General features: G+C 61.5%; 14 protein-coding genes and 1 pseudogene. 7 read left to right on the forward strand and 8 right to left on the reverse strand.

The window, feature by feature from the left end:
- The first annotated feature begins 330 nt into the window (after nucleotides 1-330).
- The 6 genes and pseudogenes from ACTJKS_RS24675 to ACTJKS_RS24700 all read left to right on the forward strand — a co-directional run bounded on the left by ACTJKS_RS24675 (nucleotide 331) and on the right by ACTJKS_RS24700 (nucleotide 5416).
- A complete protein-coding gene (locus tag ACTJKS_RS24675; RefSeq protein ID WP_083368989.1) occupies nucleotides 331-849 on the forward strand; it encodes a phage regulatory CII family protein in 519 nt (172 codons plus the stop codon).
- A complete protein-coding gene (locus tag ACTJKS_RS24680; RefSeq protein WP_008080171.1) occupies nucleotides 842-1066 on the forward strand; it encodes a TraR/DksA family transcriptional regulator in 225 nt (74 codons plus the stop codon). Before ACTJKS_RS24675 ends, ACTJKS_RS24680 begins: the two co-directional genes overlap by 8 nt.
- The gene (locus ACTJKS_RS24685; protein ID WP_440829016.1) at nucleotides 1056-3275 is read left to right on the forward strand and encodes a VapE domain-containing protein; all 2220 of its coding nucleotides are present in this window, start codon (nucleotides 1056-1058) and stop codon (nucleotides 3273-3275) included. Before ACTJKS_RS24680 ends, ACTJKS_RS24685 begins: the two co-directional genes overlap by 11 nt.
- On the forward strand, nucleotides 3268-3627 hold the full coding sequence (locus tag ACTJKS_RS24690; protein WP_440829017.1) for a PA0613 family protein: 360 nt from the start codon (nucleotides 3268-3270) through the stop codon (nucleotides 3625-3627). Before ACTJKS_RS24685 ends, ACTJKS_RS24690 begins: the two co-directional genes overlap by 8 nt.
- Nucleotides 3628-4153: 526 nt before the next feature.
- Nucleotides 4154-4486 carry a phage holin family protein gene (locus ACTJKS_RS24695; protein ID WP_440829018.1) on the forward strand — a complete coding sequence of 111 codons (333 nt, stop codon included), beginning with the start codon at nucleotides 4154-4156 and terminating at the stop codon, nucleotides 4484-4486.
- Between the two features lie 327 nt (nucleotides 4487-4813).
- Nucleotides 4814-5416 (forward strand): annotated as a pseudogene (locus tag ACTJKS_RS24700) (terminase small subunit).
- A gap of 36 nt (nucleotides 5417-5452) precedes the next feature.
- On the opposite strand, the gene ACTJKS_RS24705 reads toward ACTJKS_RS24700, so the two are convergent.
- The 5 genes from ACTJKS_RS24705 to ACTJKS_RS24725 form a co-directional block, all read right to left on the reverse strand.
- Nucleotides 5453-6475 carry an XdhC family protein gene (locus tag ACTJKS_RS24705; protein ID WP_440829019.1) on the reverse strand — a complete coding sequence of 341 codons (1023 nt, stop codon included), beginning with the start codon at nucleotides 6473-6475 and terminating at the stop codon, nucleotides 5453-5455.
- A gap of 11 nt (nucleotides 6476-6486) precedes the next feature.
- Complete coding sequence (locus ACTJKS_RS24710; RefSeq protein WP_440829020.1) at nucleotides 6487-7839, reverse strand: c-type cytochrome; 1353 nt, start codon at nucleotides 7837-7839, stop codon at nucleotides 6487-6489.
- A gap of 17 nt (nucleotides 7840-7856) precedes the next feature.
- Nucleotides 7857-10106: a molybdopterin cofactor-binding domain-containing protein gene (locus ACTJKS_RS24715; protein ID WP_440829021.1), complete on the reverse strand. Its 2250-nt coding sequence runs from the start codon at nucleotides 10104-10106 to the stop codon at nucleotides 7857-7859.
- On the reverse strand, nucleotides 10106-10561 hold the full coding sequence (locus ACTJKS_RS24720; protein ID WP_064118102.1) for a (2Fe-2S)-binding protein: 456 nt from the start codon (nucleotides 10559-10561) through the stop codon (nucleotides 10106-10108). The genes ACTJKS_RS24715 and ACTJKS_RS24720 overlap by 1 nt, the downstream gene beginning before the upstream one ends.
- 87 nt (nucleotides 10562-10648) lie before the next feature.
- On the reverse strand, nucleotides 10649-11581 hold the full coding sequence (locus ACTJKS_RS24725) for an AraC family transcriptional regulator N-terminal domain-containing protein (protein ID WP_440829022.1): 933 nt from the start codon (nucleotides 11579-11581) through the stop codon (nucleotides 10649-10651).
- A 230-nt stretch (nucleotides 11582-11811) separates the two neighbouring features.
- Between ACTJKS_RS24725 and ACTJKS_RS24730 the strand changes: the two genes are divergently transcribed.
- Nucleotides 11812-13020 carry an MFS transporter gene (locus ACTJKS_RS24730; RefSeq protein ID WP_440829023.1) on the forward strand — a complete coding sequence of 403 codons (1209 nt, stop codon included), beginning with the start codon at nucleotides 11812-11814 and terminating at the stop codon, nucleotides 13018-13020.
- Nucleotides 13021-13219: 199 nt separating this feature from the next.
- On the opposite strand, the gene ACTJKS_RS24735 is transcribed toward ACTJKS_RS24730, so the two are convergent.
- The 3 genes from ACTJKS_RS24735 to ACTJKS_RS24745 all read right to left on the reverse strand — a co-directional run bounded on the left by ACTJKS_RS24735 (nucleotide 13220) and on the right by ACTJKS_RS24745 (nucleotide 16027).
- Entirely contained in the window at nucleotides 13220-14218 is a 999-nt protein-coding gene (locus ACTJKS_RS24735; protein ID WP_440829024.1) for an NADP-dependent oxidoreductase, read from the reverse strand.
- Between the two features lie 68 nt (nucleotides 14219-14286).
- Entirely contained in the window at nucleotides 14287-15156 is an 870-nt protein-coding gene (locus ACTJKS_RS24740; protein WP_096820463.1) for an alpha/beta fold hydrolase, read from the reverse strand.
- An 82-nt stretch (nucleotides 15157-15238) separates the two neighbouring features.
- Nucleotides 15239-16027: an SDR family NAD(P)-dependent oxidoreductase gene (locus ACTJKS_RS24745; protein WP_440829025.1), complete on the reverse strand. Its 789-nt coding sequence runs from the start codon at nucleotides 16025-16027 to the stop codon at nucleotides 15239-15241.
- Between the last annotated feature and the right edge of the window lie 36 nt (nucleotides 16028-16063).

Genomic DNA, 16063 nt, shown 5'->3' on the forward strand with positions numbered 1-16063 from the left:
AAGCTGCATAGAAAAAAGGCGACCCAAGGGTCGCCCAGTTTCTCCCGACAGCATCACCACAATGCAGTCGGGTCGCGATGTCGGAAGGCGAGCACACCACATGCCGCCGACTTTCATCGCGTTTCCAAGGCTCGGAAGCCTTGGTGTTGCTGCCGTTCTTACCACAGAGCTGGCAGCTGTTGCGCCAGGGGTGAACAACGGATTGTTCGCCCCGGCACGGTGCCGGTGTTGGTCTTACGAACCTAGCCGGCTTTGGGCCTCTCCAGACCACGCGGCAAATGTATCACCAACTTCTGTCGCGCGGCACTGGCAACTTTTAGGATTAATGCCATGAGCCGAATTGCTCTCAGTTCTCTGGAACGGGCGCAGCGGGAAATCCTGCCGCTCGATTTAGCGCTGTACCACGCCGCTCGCGATTACCCGGGCGGCGCTGCTGCCATCGCAGCCACGACCGGTCGTAACCCGACCACGCTGCAGCATAAACTGTCGCCGACCCACCCGAGCCACTCCATCAACATTCAGGAATTCGGCGAGATCCTCGAACTGACCAAGGATCGCCGCATTCTCGATGCGGTGCATGCGCTGGTCGGTGACACGGTCTGGCAGGAGCTGGCCGACACCTACACCAACGACATGCCCGAGACCCTCACCACCGGCATCGCTGAATACTTCCGCCAGGTCGCGGATCTGGCCGAGACCTGGGCCAAGAGCATCGGCGACGGTGTGGTGACTGATCAGGAACTGGCAGCGATTCGTCTGCAGGTGTTCCGGGGCATTCAAGGGCTACTCGGGTTGTTCAACCGCGCCACCTACGTCAACCAGACGACGCGAGGTGCCGACCGTGGCTGATATTGCTGATTTCGCCAACGATCTGGTGCAGGAACGCATCGATCAGGCCATGGCCGCGCGCAGCGCTGCCAAGGCCGAAAGCGCTGCCCATTCCTTGCTGTTCTGTGAAGCCTGCGACGACCCGATCCCGGAAGCACGCCGCCTGGCTCAACCGGGTTGCTCGCAGTGCATCAGTTGCCAATCCCTCTCTGAGCGGGGGATTCAGCATGCTCGATGAGGTATTGGGACAATTCGCCGATTACGGTCTGGAGCCGACACAACCGCTGGTGTTCGGCAAGCTGACCCGCTGCAAGACATCCCAGGACAAAGGCAAGGAAAAGAACGGCTGGTATGTGGTCCACGAGCAGCGCACGGAGAAGGGCGACACCCTGATCTTCGGCGCCTTCGGTGACTGGCGCTCGGGCGAGACGCAGAAGATCAAGGTCAAGGCCGGGCGGATGTCGCCGGAAGAGCGCGAAGTGATGCGCGCCCGCCAGGAAGAAGCCAAACGCCGCGCCGCGGAAATCGCGAACAACGCTGCGCGGCGGGCCGCGAAAAGGGCGCAGGGTCTGTTTGAGCGCATGCCGACCACCGGGCGCAGCGATTACCTGGACCGCAAACAGATTGTTGGCATTAACGTGCGTTACGCGCCGCGCACCGGCGCCGTATTGGTCCCAATGAAGAACGCCCGTGATCAGATCATGGGCCTGCAGGTGATCTTCCCGAACAAGCAGGAAGACACCGGCCGCGACAAATCCTACTGGCCCTACGGGATGGCTAAGGAGGGCACCTTTCACCTGCTCGGTCCGCACCCAGTACCGGGTGAACCGGTGCTGGTCTGTGAAGGTTACGCCACCGGCGCCAGCCTGCACATGGCGACGTCGCTCGCGGTGGCCGTGGCCTTCGATGCGGGCAACCTGCTGGCTGTGTGCAAGGTCATGCGCGAGCGCTTCGCCGGCTGCCCGCTGATCATCTGCCGCGATGACGACTGGAAGACCACCAAGCCCAACGGCGATGCCTGGAATCCGGGTGAGGAGAAGGCGAGCAACGCCGCTTTGATCGTCGGTGCCCAGGTGGTTGCGCCGATCTTCGCGGTCGAGCGCCACGACAAGTGGACCGACTTCAACGACCTGCATGTCGCCGAAGGTCTCGACGCAGTTCGCCGCCAAGTGCTGGCCGTGGTCCGCCCACCAGCAGCTGGTGGCTGGAAAGATCAGTTGGCCCGCAGCGAGAGCGGCGCCCTGATCGCGCACATGCAGAACGTCGAACTGATCCTCGCTCACGACGAACGCTGGGCCGGGGTGATCAGCTACTGCGCCTTCAGCTCGAAGATCGTCAAGCTGCGTGCCGCGCCCTATGGCGGTGGCACTGGCGAGTGGGCCGACATCGACGACGTGCGCGTGATGAAGTGGCTCGCGCAGCAGTACAACCTGCGCGTGAAGTCCTCGCACGTGATCGAGGCGGTGAGTGTGGTCGCTCACGACCACGCCTTTCACCCGGTGCGCGAGTACCTGAAAAAACTCGAATGGGATCGGGTGCCACGCCTGGAGCGTTGGTTAACGGATGTCATGGGGGTGAAAGAAACCGACTACACCTCCAAGGTCGGCAAACGCTGGCTGATCTCGGCCGTAGCGCGGGTGATGAAGCCAGGCTGCAAGGCGGACTCGGTGATGATCCTCGAAGGCGTACAGGGCGCCGGTAAGTCGACCGCCATGAGCGTGCTCGGCGGTGAGTGGTTCATGGACACCCCGTTTGCCCTCGGCGACAAGGACGGCTTCCAGGCCATTCGGGGCAAGTGGATTGTCGAGCTCGGCGAGCTGGACAGCTTCAACAAGGCCGAGAGCACCAAGGCCAAACAGTTCTTCTCGGCCTCGACCGACACCTACCGTGAAAGCTATGGCCGCAGAACCCTGGACGTGCCACGCCAGTGTGTCTTTGTCGGCACCACCAACCAGGACGAATACCTCAAGGACGCCACCGGCAACCGTCGTTATTGGCCGGTGGCTTGTACCAAGGTCGATGTGCCGTTGCTGCGCGAGATCCGCGACCAGCTATGGGCCGAAGCGGTGTTCTGCTTCGAGGCCGGCGACCTTTGGTGGGTCACGCGAGAAGAAGCGCCGATGTTCAGCGAAGAGCAGGACGAACGCTTTGTGGTGGACGAATGGGAAACACCGATCTTGACCTGGCTCGAAGAGTCGCAGATCGGCGAGACAACCACCGGCAGTGAAGTGATGAGTCAAGCACTCAAGCTCGATCCAGGGCATTGGGGCAAGCCCGAGCAAATGCGCGTCGGCGCAATCCTGCACCGGCTCGGCTGGCGACGCTTCCGTCTAGGTGCGTTGAACAAGAGCGGCCAGCGGCCATGGGCGTACAAAAAACCCGAGCACTGGGGCAGGGCGTCTGCGCTGCAACGGGACGAGTTCGAGGAGCCGTGCTTCGATGATTAAGGCAATCGATATGGCCCTCAAACAATGGGCGCAAGAGCTGCACAGCGATGAGGTGGCCGCTGGTTACTCGGGCGGCAACATGGTTGCGATGATGATGGAAAGCGGCGGTCAGCTGGTGCGCGGACGGCGCGGGAGCCGAGTACCGCTCGAGGCGTCTCTTGACATTGAGCGCATCGTCAAGAAACGCCTCGATCCCGAGCTGATGACGGTGGTGCAGGTGCATTACTTCCAGCCTGACACGCCCTTGGCGGCACGTCTGACGCGCAGTGGCTGCACGCGCAACGTCTACTACCAGCGCCTGCACGACGCCCACATCGTGGTCGAGCACTTCCTCCTGGGGGAAGCGGCTTGATCGTGGGCATCCCTCTGGCTTACGCCGTCCCACCGGCCTGCGTCCGTCCTACTGCATTTGCAGCAATGGGACGGGCACAGGCCCCGTCGTTGTTGGGTTGTCCCACCGTCCCACCTTTTTTGCCTCCCACCCGTGTATGCGTAGCGGGCACAGATACGCGCGTTCACGCGCACGCGTGCTTTTTAAATTTCTCTCTATACACGAGAAAAGAGAAAGAAAAGTAGGACGGTGGGGCAACGCCCCAATCTGCGGGGCTTTCAGACGTCCCACCTTGTTTTAGAGAAGTGGGACGTATGGGACGCCAGAAAAGCAAAAGACAGCCGGGATAGATATTCACCGACATTCGCCAGCCGTTCACCAGACATAAGCCACACATTCACCGGATGGCATTAAATCAGTCTTGCTGCCAGCAGAATCGAGCTGTAAAAAGGGGCCATCTTCGATGGGTGCGACCGCAAAGCGCGGCAGACCACCCACCACCTGACCCGGCCATAGCGCCGGGTTTTTTTGTTTAAGGGGCAGGGTAATGACGAACGAGCAACAGGCGCTGGCAGAAATGCCGATCTGGTTGGTGATTGCCCTGTCCCTGGTTGGCGGTGTGTCGGGCGAGATGTGGCGCGCTGACAAGGACGGGGCACGAGGCTGGGCGTTACTGCGGCGCCTCGCACTTCGGTCCGGTGCCTGCATCGTCTGCGGCGTGTCAGCGATGATGTTGCTGTTCGGCGCGGGCTTGTCGATCTGGACAGCGGGCGCCTTGGGTTGCCTGACCGCGATGGCCGGCGCCGACGTTGCAATCGGCTTGTACGAACGCTGGGTCGCCAAGCGGCTTGACCCGAGCGAGGACGAGCCGAAGGCATGAGCCGGGCAGGCCGGTAGGGCGCAGATTTCACGGGTCCTCCCTGAGGGCCGCCCCCTACACGGGTTAGCGAACTCGCGGAATCTCTCTAGCTGAAACGTGCGCAGGGATGTCCGTCTTTCCAAACGGATGGGGCAGGGCATGGTACTCGGATGCCGGCTCGACCGACCAGACCGGGCAGAAAACCGCCGGGGACCCTGGGGACTTCCAAAGGACACGGGGTCGGAAACCCGCGGGATCGTGTTAGTGGGAGGCCCGCCCGCTTACTGAAATTTCAATCCACTGAAATCTTGAAAGGATTCATTGAAAAGCCGCTGAAAAGGAGGGCTTATGAGCACTGCCACGTACCTGTCCACGAGTGCCTTCACTGCGCACATCGGCCGGTCACCGAGCTACATCACCTGGCTGAAAGAGAATGGCCACCTGGTTCTCTTATTCAATGGTAAGCAGGTTGACGTGCTGGGCACTGAAGCGTTGATCAGCGATACCGCCGACCCCAGCAAGGCTGCCGTCGCTGCTCGCCACTAACAAGATCGGCTCCAGCGTTATGTGTACAGTTACGTCGCAGCTGAATCCGAGCCGACGAACATGGCTGCGCCGCCGCCCGCTGATCCTGCGCAAGGGCAGACTCCGGACTTTCAGAAAGCGCGTGCACATCGCGAGCACTACTTGGCGCGGATGGCTGAGATGGAGTTTCGCAAGGCGCAGGGTGAACTGGTCGAGATCAGCTTTGTGCAGAAAGCTGCTTTTGAAACGGCACGTGCGCTCAATCATTCTTTGATGAGCCTGTCGCCGCAGTTAGCGCCGCAACTCGCCGCCTTGTCGGATCCTTGGGAAGTGGAGCGGCAACTAACTACTGCGTTGCGCCAGCGACTCAACGAGGCGGCTCAAGTCTCCACTGACGACTATGGGCTTGCGCTGCCGGAGTGCTGAAAAATATGCACCGGGCTTCGGCAACTAAGCATCGCTCTACGATGAGGAGGCCACAGACTCAATGGAGTGTTTTGCTTGGGAGACGCTGAGTCCACTCGGCAGGCTCGCACCATTCTTGGCTGCAAGGATCTCGGCCATCACGCTTACGGCGATTTCCGCAGGCGTCTTGCTACCGATGTAGAGGCCGATCGGTCCGTGCAGTCGCTCAAGCGACGCTTCGGTCTCACCAAAATGTTCGATCAGGCGTTCGCGGCGCAGCTGGCTGTTGCGTCGAGAGCCGATGGCGCCGATGTAAAACGCCGGGCTGTGGAGTGCTTCGAGCAGGGCCAGATCGTCAAGTTTGGGGTCATGACTCAAGGCGACAATGCAGGTGCGTAGATCGACCGCGAAGTCGCGGACCACGTCGTCCGGCATGCCGACAATCCGCTCCACGCCTTCCACCGCCCAGGTCTCGATGTACTCGGGACGCGGATCGCACACCACCACCTTGAAACCGTTGAACAGCGCCATGGTGGCCAGATACTCGGCCAGCGCGCCCGCACCGATCATCAGCATCCGATAGCCTGGCCCCAGGGTGTTGAGCATTTGCGTGCCATCGAAGCTGAATTGTTCGGGCGTCGCGGTCGGTTCGAGCATGACCTGACCGGACTCCAACGCCAGGCGACGACGGACCAGTTGCCCGGCGTCCAGTTGCACTAGCAACGAGTCGAGTGACTGCCACGCCGGGTTGAGCTCCAGAATCAGTTCAAGCGTGCCACCGCAGGGCAGGCCGAAGCGATGCGCCTCATCGGCGCTGACACCATAGCGCACCACTTGCGGCGCGCTGTCGCTGAAAGCGCTGCCGCCATGGGCCGTGGTATAGCGATGGATCAAATCGTCTTCGATGCAGCCACCGGACACGCTGCCCACCACGCGACCATCGTCACGCAAAGCCATCATCGAACCCGTTGGCCGTGGTGATGAACCCCAGGTGCGCGCCACCGTGGCGAGCAACACACGCTCGCCGGCGGCAAGCCAGTCCCGCGCTGTGCGCAGAACCAGCAAGTCGATGCTCTCCATCAGGTTTTCCTCTAACGCATCTGCAGAATGATCGGGCTGCTGCTGGCCGGATCGGTGTGCTCACGCAGTTTGCCAACCGCCTGTGCATCAACAGCACCGCCCTGATTGCCCCAGGTGCTGCGCATGAAGGTCAACACTTCGGCGATCTGCTGATCCGACAACTGCTCACGGAAGGCCGGCATGCGATAGGCATCCGGCACGCCGGCCGCCACCACACGTTGCGCGCCATTGAGAGTGATGTTGATCGCCGAAGCACTTTCCTTGGCCAGTGCAGACGTCGCGCCGGCCAGCGGTGGCATCCATTGCGATTGACCCTTGCCGTCCAGACCGTGGCACGACGCACAGCGTGTCACGTAGGTATGAGCACCGGGCGAGTCCAGACGTTGCGCTGCCGAAACCGCTTGGTACTGCCACGGCGCGCCATCTCGTTCGCGATCCCCGGGAAGCGACTTCAGATAGTGGGCAATCGCGGTCAGATCGTCATCGCTCATGAACTGCGTGGAGTTGTTGAACGCCTCGGTCATCGAGCCGTAGACCACCGCATGTTGGTTGCGCCCGGTCTTGAGGAACTGCACGATTTCCGACTCGCTCCAACGGCCCAGGCCGGTGTTGTGATCATCGCGCAGGCTCGGTGCATACCAGCCATCGAGCAAGGCGCCCGCGAGGAATGGTGTACCGGATTCATCCAGCGCCTTTTCGTTGAACGCCAAGCCACGCGGCGTATGGCAGCTGCCGCAGTGTCCAGCGCCCTGAACGAGGTAAGCGCCACGGTTCCACTGTTCATCCTGCGACGGTTTGGCTACGTAGGGCTCGGCGTCGACAAATACGCCGTTCCACAGTGCAATCGGCCAGCGCAGGTTCAGCGGAAACGGAATCGCACTCGGGGTGTTCGCCTGTTTGACCGGCGCCACGCCTTTCATGAAGAACGCATACAGCGCACGCACGTCATCGTCACTGAGCTTGGCGTAGGACGGGTAGGGCATCGCCGGGTATAACCGGCGACTGTCGGGAGCTACTCCATGGCGCACGGCACGATCGAAGTCCGCCAGGCTGTAGTGGTCGATGCCGGTTTCCATGTCCGGGGTGATATTGGTCGCATGGATCGCACCCAGCGGTGTGGCCATTTCCAGCCCACCGGCGAACGGAGCGCCATTCGGCACGCTGTGACAGGCCACGCAATCACTCAACCTGGCGACGTATTCGCCCCGAGCAACCAATGCCGGGTCGATGTCGGCCACGGCGATCTGGTGGTTTTCCAGGCGCGAGACGGGCTCGCGGGTGACATACCAGGCCAGCAGGCCTGCCGCGACCAGACACGGCACGGCCAGCCAGCCAGCGGTTCTTGCGAATCGGCTGTTATTCATGAATGCTCCGGCGCTGATCAGGTGAAGGTGTGTCGGCTCAGGGGCAGGCTGCGCACCCGCTGACCGGTTAGCGCTGCCACCGCGTTAGCGACAGCGGGCGCGACCGCAGGCAATGGCGGTTCACCGATGCCACCCATTTTTTCCCCGCTCTCGACCACACGGACATGAACCCGTGCCATCCGCGCAGGCGGCAGGATCGGATACAAGTCGTAGTTGCGCGCCCGGGGTTTGCCATCCACCCACACGGCTTCCTCCACCAGCGTTTGCGACAGTCCCAACGCCACGGCGCCATTGACCTGCGCCTCGACAATCGCCGGGTTGACGATGCTGCCTGGGTCAATCGCCTGCCAGATGTTGTGCACCTTGACCTGACCGTTTTCGATGGACACCTCGGCGATTACCGCCGTCTCTGTACCGAACGGCGAAGCCATGGACACGCCGCGTGCACGTTTGCTGCCATCCTCGGCGGTAAACGGCCCGCGCTTCCAGCCTCCGGACAGTTCACCCACCGCTTGCAGCAGCGTGGTCAGGCGTTTGTTGTCACGCAGCAAATGCAGGCGCAGGTCGAACGGGTCTTTGCCGCCCTTGTCGGCGAGTTCGTCAAGGAACGATTCATAGAAGAAGTCGTTGAGCGAATTGCCCACCGAACGCCAGTAACCGAGCATGGCCGGGCCTTTGACGTAGATCTGTGCGATGCGTTTGTTGGGGATCGCGTAGGACTTGCCCGACAAGCCTTCAAGCGCCGTTGGATCGAGCTTTTCACCCTGTTTGCCGGCAAGGGCTTCGGTCGGGCCTTCGGTGGCACTGATCGCTTCGATTGCCAGCGGCCAGCCGTCGTTGTCCAGTGCCGCCCGGAAATTCACCGCGGCAACCGGGCGGAGCACGTCACGCAGGAACTCTTCTTCGCGGCTCCAGATCAGCTTGACCGGACGGCCAACTGCCTTGGACAGCGCAATCGCCTGCGGATACGGACTGGCCGAGTCATAGAGGAAATGCCGGCCGAAAAACCCACCCAGCAGTGGCGAATGCAAGGTGATGCGCGAAAGATCGAGGCCCGTACGCTTGGCGATGTCGGCGCGGAACATGTCCGGCGCCTGATTCGGCAGCCAGACTTCCAGCGAACCGTCCGGGTTGAATCGGGCCAGTGCTGAAGGCGGCTCCAGCTGGCCGTGGTTCAGGTACTGGTTGTGGTAGGTGGCGTCGATCCGGGTCTTGGTCTCCTTGAGAATCGCCGCCACGTCGCCTTCGTTTTCATCATCTTTGGCCGGGCTTTTATCTTCAGCGAGGCGCTTGAGCCAGGCATCGCTGGAAAAGTCGGCGGGCATCGGCCGCACTTTGCTCTCGGCCGTTGGCTCTTGCCAGTCGACCTGAATCGCCTCGACCGCACGTTTGGCGTGCCACCAGCGCTCGGCGACCACCGCCACAGCACCCGGCAGACGATGCACGGAATGCACGCCTTTCATCGCCTTGACCTGATCTTCGTTGCGCACATTGCCCACGGTCATTCCCAGGCGCGGGGCATGTTGCACGGCGGCATGGAGCATGTCGTCGACTTTCAGATCGATGCTGTAGAGCGCCTTGCCGGTTGACTTGTCGTAGGCATCGAGCCGCTTCACCGGTTTGCCGATCCAGCGGAACTGGCTCGGATCGCGCAGCTTCACGGAAGCCGGATCAGGAACCGGCAGATCCATCGCACGCTCGGCCAGTTCACCGTAGGCCAGCGAGCGGCCCGACTTGGCGTGCACGACTTTGCCAGGCTCGGTGGTCAATTCACTTACTGGCACGCCCAGTTGCTGCGCGCCCGCCTGCAACAACATGGCGCGGGCGAGGGCGCCGAGGCGGCGCATCACCGGGTAACTCATGCGCACCGACATGCTACCGCCGGTGATGCGCATGCCGTTTTCCAACACCACATAAGCTTCGCCGGGCGGCGCGGCTTCGACTAGGAAAGATGCCGGGTCGGCATCCAGTTCCTCACCGACAATCTGCGCCATCGCCGTGAACGTGCCTTGTCCGCCCTCCATAAACGGGCAGAGCAGACGCACGCGGTTGTCCGGGCGGATTTCGAGAAACGCCGGCACTTGCGTGCCGCGCTCGGCCGTCGTCGCAACGGCAGCCTGCACGCGCGTCGCACCGAGCGGCAGACCGAAGCCGAGGACCAGCGCGCCGACGGCGGTACCGGTCAGGAAACGTCTGCGCGAAACATTGATCGGTTCGTGCAGATCCAGTACTGAGGCTAGCTGTGAAGGTTCGATGCGAACGTTCATCACGCGTCTCCCTTGCCGGCCAGCTCATGCACGGCGGCATGAATGGCGTTGTACGTTCCGCAGCGGCATAGATTGACCATCGCCGCCTCGATTTGCGCATCACTGGGCTTGGGGTTTTGCTTGAGCAGCGCGGTAGCGGCCATCACCTGCCCGGACTGGCAATAGCCGCACTGAGCGACCTGCAAATCGACCCAGGTCGAGACCACTCGTTTGCCCACTTCATCGCTTTCGATGGCCTCAATGGTCGTGACCTCGCGGCCGACCACACCCGCGACCGGCGTGACGCACGAACGCACGACGTTGCCGTCCACCAGCACCGAGCAGGCGCCGCATTGCGCCAGTCCGCAGCCGTACTTGGTGCCGGTCATGCCAAGATCATCGCGGATCACCCACAGCAAGGGCGTGTCGGCGTCGGCATCGACCTGATAGGTCTTCTGGTTGATTCGTAGTTCCATGGTTCACCCGCTGATCATCGGTTGACGTGCATTGTTATGAGCGGTGACACGCGGCGGGGCGCATCACCGGTGACGTTGGTTGTTCGTTCAATTCGCTACTGTGCCGAGCGCTTCTGCCTCGAATGGCTGCCCGCGCAACAGGGCAATGTCACGACTCGGCGCGGTGCCGAACAGCCGGCCATATTCGCGGCTGAACTGCGAAGGGCTTTCATAACCGACCGCAAACGCCGCCCGCGACACGTCGAGGCGTTCGACCAGCATCAGTCGCCGCGCTTCGTTGAGCCGCAGCCATTTCTGGTATTGCAGCGGACTCATGCCGGTGAGCTGGCGGAAATGATGGTGAAAGGTCGGCGCGCTCATCTGCACCTGCGCAGCCAGATCGTCGATGCGCAGGGCATCGGTGTAATTGACCTTGAGCCAGTCAATCGCCTTGGCGATGCGATAACCCTGACCATCGACGGCCGTGATCTGCCGCAGCCGTGCGCCTTGATCGGTATGCAGCAGCCGATAGTGGATTTCACGCAGAATCAGCGGCGCCAGCACCGGAATCGCCTCGGGCTCATCGAGCAACGCCAGCAGGCGATCAAGTGCGCCCTCCAGCGCGGACGACAGGCTGCCAATCGCGGCGCCCGTGCCCGTTGCTGGCTGGCGCTTGGCCGGCAAGCCGCTCTTGGTGATGACCTCGGCGAGCATGCTGACATCCAGTTTCAGCACGAGGCCGACACAGGGCTGCTGGGGACTGGCAAGCATCACTTCGGAGTTGGCAGGCAGGTCCAGTGAGGTGACCAGAAACCGCGAAGGGTCGTAGCTGTAACCCTCGCCACCGACCCACAAACGCTTTTCACCGCGACCGACGAGAATCAGGCTCGGTTCGATCATGCACACCACGGGGGCCGCCGGCTGGTCGCGACGAAACAGTGACAGCCCGGGTATGACCGTGGCGAAGTCACCCGGAGCACTCACGCGCGGGTCGATGTGCAATGCCAAAGGCGATTCCTGGGGCAGAGGGGTAGGGATCATGTCGGGTCACTCCTATTGACCGAACTCTAATCCGCGCGCGAGACGTTTCCTATCCATCAACCTGCATCGCCAGAGGATCAGGCAAGCATTCAAGAGGAATGCGCTAGGGAAGGGCCGGATTGACCGGGAGAATGTGTCTATCTGTTACAGGGGCAGCGCCCGAATCAGCTTCAAGCTGCTTGCCCCCTGCGCATCACATCCACAGGTTTTTCGCACCACAGGTAGTTTCCATGACGTTTCCTTCTACAGATCCTTCTAAAAGAACAGGCGGCTGGAGCGCTGTGCTGGCCATGTCGTTGGCCGCATTCGCTCTGGTCGCTTCAGAGTTCATGCCGGTCAGCCTGCTGACGCCGATTGCAGCCGACCTGCATATCACCGAAGGCCAGGCCGGGCAGGGGATTTCCGTGTCCGGTGCCTTTGCCTTGATCACCAGCCTGCTGATTGCCTCGGTCGCCGCTCGCGTCGAACGCAAGAAGCTGCTGCTGGGCCTGACCTTGTTGATGATCGTCTCCGGTACGGTCGTCGCGGTCGCGCCGGGCTACCCGTCATTCATGTTTGGACGTGCGTTGATCGGGATAGCGATTGGTGGTTTCTGGTCATTGTCGGCGGCGACTGCAATGCGTCTGGTGAAGCCTGAACAGGTTTCGCGAGCGCTGGCCATCGTCAATGGCGGTAACGCGCTGGCCACGGTCATCGCCGCTCCGGCGGGCAGTTTTCTTGGTTCGCTGATCGGCTGGCGTGGCGCGTTCTTCTGTGTGGTTCCAGTCGCAGTGCTGGCCGCCGTGTGGCTGCTGATCAGCCTGCCGTCCTTCAAGGCCGAGCACCAGGCCGGTAGCGGCAACGTTCTGCGACTGATGAAACAGTTGCCAGTGGCCTTGGGCATGGTCGCCGTCAGCGTGTTTTTCATGGGCCAGTTCATGCTGTTCACCTACTTGCGACCATTTCTTGAGGGCGTGACCGGCGTCAGTGTCTCAACCTTGTCCTTCATGCTGCTGGGGCTTGGAGTGGCAGGTTTTATCGGCACCTTTCTGATCGAACGGTTTATCGGTCGCGGCCTCTACCGCACGCTGACCGCCATTCCACTGATCATGGCGGTGATCGCGCTGGCGTTGGTCAGCTTCGGCAAATCACCGGTGCTGACCGCCGTGTTGCTCGGAATCTGGGGGCTGGTCGCCACGGCCGCGCCGGTCGGCTGGTGGACATGGATGGCGCAGACGCTCCCGGATGATGCGGAAGCCGGAGGCGGCTTGCTGGTGGCCATCGTCCAACTAGCGATCGCCGGCGGCGCAATCATTGGCGGTCTGGCCTTTGATTTGAGCGGCTACAAAGCCACCTTCGAGCTTAGCGCCGCTGTCCTAGTCGCCGCATCTGTGCTTGCCTGGCTGGCCGGACGCAATGCCACGGAAGTTCATCTTGTCGAGCCGAACGCGACAGCCTGACGAGATCACCTGCAACCGGTTTCGCCTTATGGCTCAAGCATCAAACTGCGCCAAACGATAACGGGCGGTTCAACCCGCGCAACATCCGGTTGCGGCGCTTGCTGTTCCTGCACCTCTGGCGAAATCGCTTCGGATGATGAGCGCTCAAGCAGTAAAAGCTGTGCAGTTTCTATGGTCGACTCATGAGTAGGCGGCGTGGTCATTTGAGCGAAACAACGACCTTGCCCTTGGCGCGTCCCTGCTCAACGTACTTCAATGCTTCAGCCGTTGATTCAAAGGGGAAGGAACGATCAACCACTGGTTTGATGATCCCGTCCTCCACTAGCGCGGTGATTTGTTGCAGTTGAGCGCCATTGGCCCGCATGAACACGAACGCGTAGCTGACATCCTGCTTGCGCGCTTTGCGACGAATGCCAAGGCTCAGCAGTCGCATGACTTGCTGCAATGGCCAGGACAATCCTTGCTCCCTCGCGAACTGCACAGTGGGTGGGCCCGAGATGGAAATGAGTTGACCACCGGGTTTCAGGACCGCGAGTGATTTCTCCAGCACGTCGGCGCCAAGGCTGTTCAGCACCACGTCGTAGTCACGCAGCACATTTTCGAAGTCCTGCTGTTTATAGTCGATGACTAGATCGGCCCCCAGCGCCTTGACCCATTCGACATTGGCGGTGCTGGTAGTTGTGGCGACAAACGCACCGAGGTGTTTGGCAAGCTGAATCGCAATTGTGCCGACGCCGCCGGAACCCGCGTGAATCAGCACTTTCTGGCCCTTTTGCAGCCGGGCGGTTTCAACCAGTACTTGCCAGGCGGTCAGTGCAACTAAGGGCAGGGATGCGGCTTGTGCCATGTCGGTATTGGCGGGTTTCAGGGCGACCGCGTTTTCGTTCACGGCGATCAATTGGGCGAACGTCCCGATCCGCGCTTCGGGCGGGCGAGCGTATACCTCGTCTCCCGGTTTGAAGCGTGTCACCTCCGGGCCGACTTTAACCACAACCCCCGCCAGGTCATTGCCCAATATCAACGGAAAGGCATAGGGCAGAATCAGCTTGAAGTCGCCTTTGCTGATCTTCGAATCCAGCACGTTGACACTGCTCGCATGGCCCTCGATCAAGACGTCGTGGGCACCGACTGCAGGGGCGGGCGCTTCGCCAATGCGTCCGGGGTTCTTGCCATAGCCATCAATCAGAAATGCTTTCATCGTGGTGCGGCTCTTGCTGGTTATACGGAGGGTAGTCGGTGGGGTTGCGGTGTTGCTGCGTGACGTGGTCAAGCATCAAGAAACGCCTGCGCCTTCGTCACAAAGTCGGCGTGATGCTGGAAAATCCCACCATGCCCGGCATCCTCATAAATCACCAACTGTGCGTTGGGGATAAGCCTGGCCAGTTCAAACGAGTTAACGCTGGGCACCATGATGTCGTTGTCGCCGTTGACGACCAGCGTCGGCGTGCGCAAGCGTCCAAGCGCTTGTCGCGGTTGTCTGCCCCACGCCGTGATGGCTTTCAATTGCCGCAGGAAAGCGCGGGGCGTCGGGCCCTTGTCGCGATTTTTCTTGCGTGCCTTGAGGCGTCTTAAATACTGCGAGGCAGACCGTCGCCCATTGGCAGACGAGGTGAAGAAAAGGTAGAACTTGGGATCGCGCAGGGTCAGCAAACCTTTGAGGATCAATGGCCATGACACTGTGCCGACCTTGTCGATGCCGGTGCCTCCCGCCGGTCCAGTACCGGTCAGAATCAACCGGCGTACTAAGTCAGGCGCCTTGAGGGCAATGTCCTGAGCGACGAAACCTCCGAGGGAGAAACCGAGCACATCCACGGTTTTCAGCCCCAGCGCCCTGATCAGCTGGATGGCATCGTCGGCCATTTCGCCCACCGTCAGTGGCGCGGTTCCACCCGAGTTGCCGATGCCGCGATAGTCGGTGGTGATGACGCGTCTGGTTTGCGCCAGGCCATCGATGATCGCGGGGTCGAAGTTGTCCAGCACTGCGCCCCAATGGTTGAACAGTACCAGGGGCATGCCGGTTGCGGGCCCAGTGTCGCGGTAGGCGAAGGGAATGCCGTTGACCGTTATCGACTGGTTCGCCGCGTCGATGAATAACGTCGGCGAACCCGAGCGGGAATTTGTCTGCATTGAACTCATAGTCACTCCGGCCAGCGGGCAGGATTCGATGCAATGCCATGTGCCTGCATCGAATCTGCCGCGAATGCTCGCTAGCAAAAAATCACTGTGGCGTCTGGTAGCGTTGGGCGACCGCAGACTGGCGGATTTGCCCCAGCAGACCCTGGCGTGCGCCCTGCAGGTCATCCCAGCGCTCAGCTTCGTGCAGCGGCGGGATGGTCACAGGTTCGCGACGATCGAAGCCGACCAGAGCGGCATCCACCAAGTCACCCACTTCCATGATTTCGCTCAGGGTATTGATGTCGACGCCGGAGCGATCCCAGATTTCCGTGCGGGTGGCGGCGGGCAACACGGCCTGCACGTAGACGCCCTGAGGCGAAAGCTCCAGGCTCAGGCCCTGGGACAGGAACAGCACAAAGGCCTTGGTCGCACCGTAGACCGTCATGCCGAACTCCGGCGCCAGACCCACCACCGAACCGATGTTGATGATCGCACCATCGTCGGCCTTGGCCAGGCGTGGTGCGATGGCGCTGGCGAGCCGCACCAATGCCGTGGTATTGAGGGCAACCAGTTGCGCAACGCTGTCGGTGCTTTGGTCGACGAAGTGGCCGGACAGCGCGGCGCCGGCGTTATTGACGAGAATGCCGATGCGGGCGTCGTCGCGCAGGCGGCTTTCAACGGTGGTGAGATCGCTGAGTTGGGTCAGGTCTGCCGGGATGACATCGACGGCGACGTCGTGCTCGCTGCGCAATCGCGCTGCGAGTGCGTCCAGGCGAGCCTGATCGCGGGCGACCAGTACCAGATCATGGCCGCGTTGTGCGAAACGTTCGGCGTAGACAGCGCCAATGCCGGTGGAGGCGCCGGTGATCAGAACAGTAGGGCGAGTGTTCATGGGGTATCTCTCTTTCAGGAGGTGAGAAACAGAACG

The organism is Pseudomonas sp. 22189, from assembly GCF_052045635.1.
Classification (GTDB): domain Bacteria; phylum Pseudomonadota; class Gammaproteobacteria; order Pseudomonadales; family Pseudomonadaceae; genus Aquipseudomonas; species Aquipseudomonas parakoreensis.

What these genes read in the sequence shown, in the direction of transcription:
- ACTJKS_RS24725 (WP_440829022.1), bottom strand. Translation starts at nt 11,581, where the DNA reads ATGATCCCTACCCCTCTGCCCCAGGAATCGCCTTTGGCATTGCACATC.
- ACTJKS_RS24720 (WP_064118102.1), bottom strand. Translation starts at nt 10,561, where the DNA reads ATGGAACTACGAATCAACCAGAAGACCTATCAGGTCGATGCCGACGCC.
- ACTJKS_RS24675 (WP_083368989.1), top strand. Translation starts at nt 331, where the DNA reads ATGAGCCGAATTGCTCTCAGTTCTCTGGAACGGGCGCAGCGGGAAATC.
- ACTJKS_RS24715 (WP_440829021.1), bottom strand. Translation starts at nt 10,106, where the DNA reads ATGAACGTTCGCATCGAACCTTCACAGCTAGCCTCAGTACTGGATCTG.
- ACTJKS_RS24695 (WP_440829018.1), top strand. Translation starts at nt 4,154, where the DNA reads ATGACGAACGAGCAACAGGCGCTGGCAGAAATGCCGATCTGGTTGGTG.
- ACTJKS_RS24705 (WP_440829019.1), bottom strand. Translation starts at nt 6,475, where the DNA reads ATGGAGAGCATCGACTTGCTGGTTCTGCGCACAGCGCGGGACTGGCTT.
- ACTJKS_RS24690 (WP_440829017.1), top strand. Translation starts at nt 3,268, where the DNA reads ATGATTAAGGCAATCGATATGGCCCTCAAACAATGGGCGCAAGAGCTG.
- ACTJKS_RS24740 (WP_096820463.1), bottom strand. Translation starts at nt 15,156, where the DNA reads ATGAGTTCAATGCAGACAAATTCCCGCTCGGGTTCGCCGACGTTATTC.
- ACTJKS_RS24735 (WP_440829024.1), bottom strand. Translation starts at nt 14,218, where the DNA reads ATGAAAGCATTTCTGATTGATGGCTATGGCAAGAACCCCGGACGCATT.
- ACTJKS_RS24730 (WP_440829023.1), top strand. Translation starts at nt 11,812, where the DNA reads ATGACGTTTCCTTCTACAGATCCTTCTAAAAGAACAGGCGGCTGGAGC.
- ACTJKS_RS24710 (WP_440829020.1), bottom strand. Translation starts at nt 7,839, where the DNA reads ATGAATAACAGCCGATTCGCAAGAACCGCTGGCTGGCTGGCCGTGCCG.
- ACTJKS_RS24745 (WP_440829025.1), bottom strand. Translation starts at nt 16,027, where the DNA reads ATGAACACTCGCCCTACTGTTCTGATCACCGGCGCCTCCACCGGCATT.
- ACTJKS_RS24685 (WP_440829016.1), top strand. Translation starts at nt 1,056, where the DNA reads ATGCTCGATGAGGTATTGGGACAATTCGCCGATTACGGTCTGGAGCCG.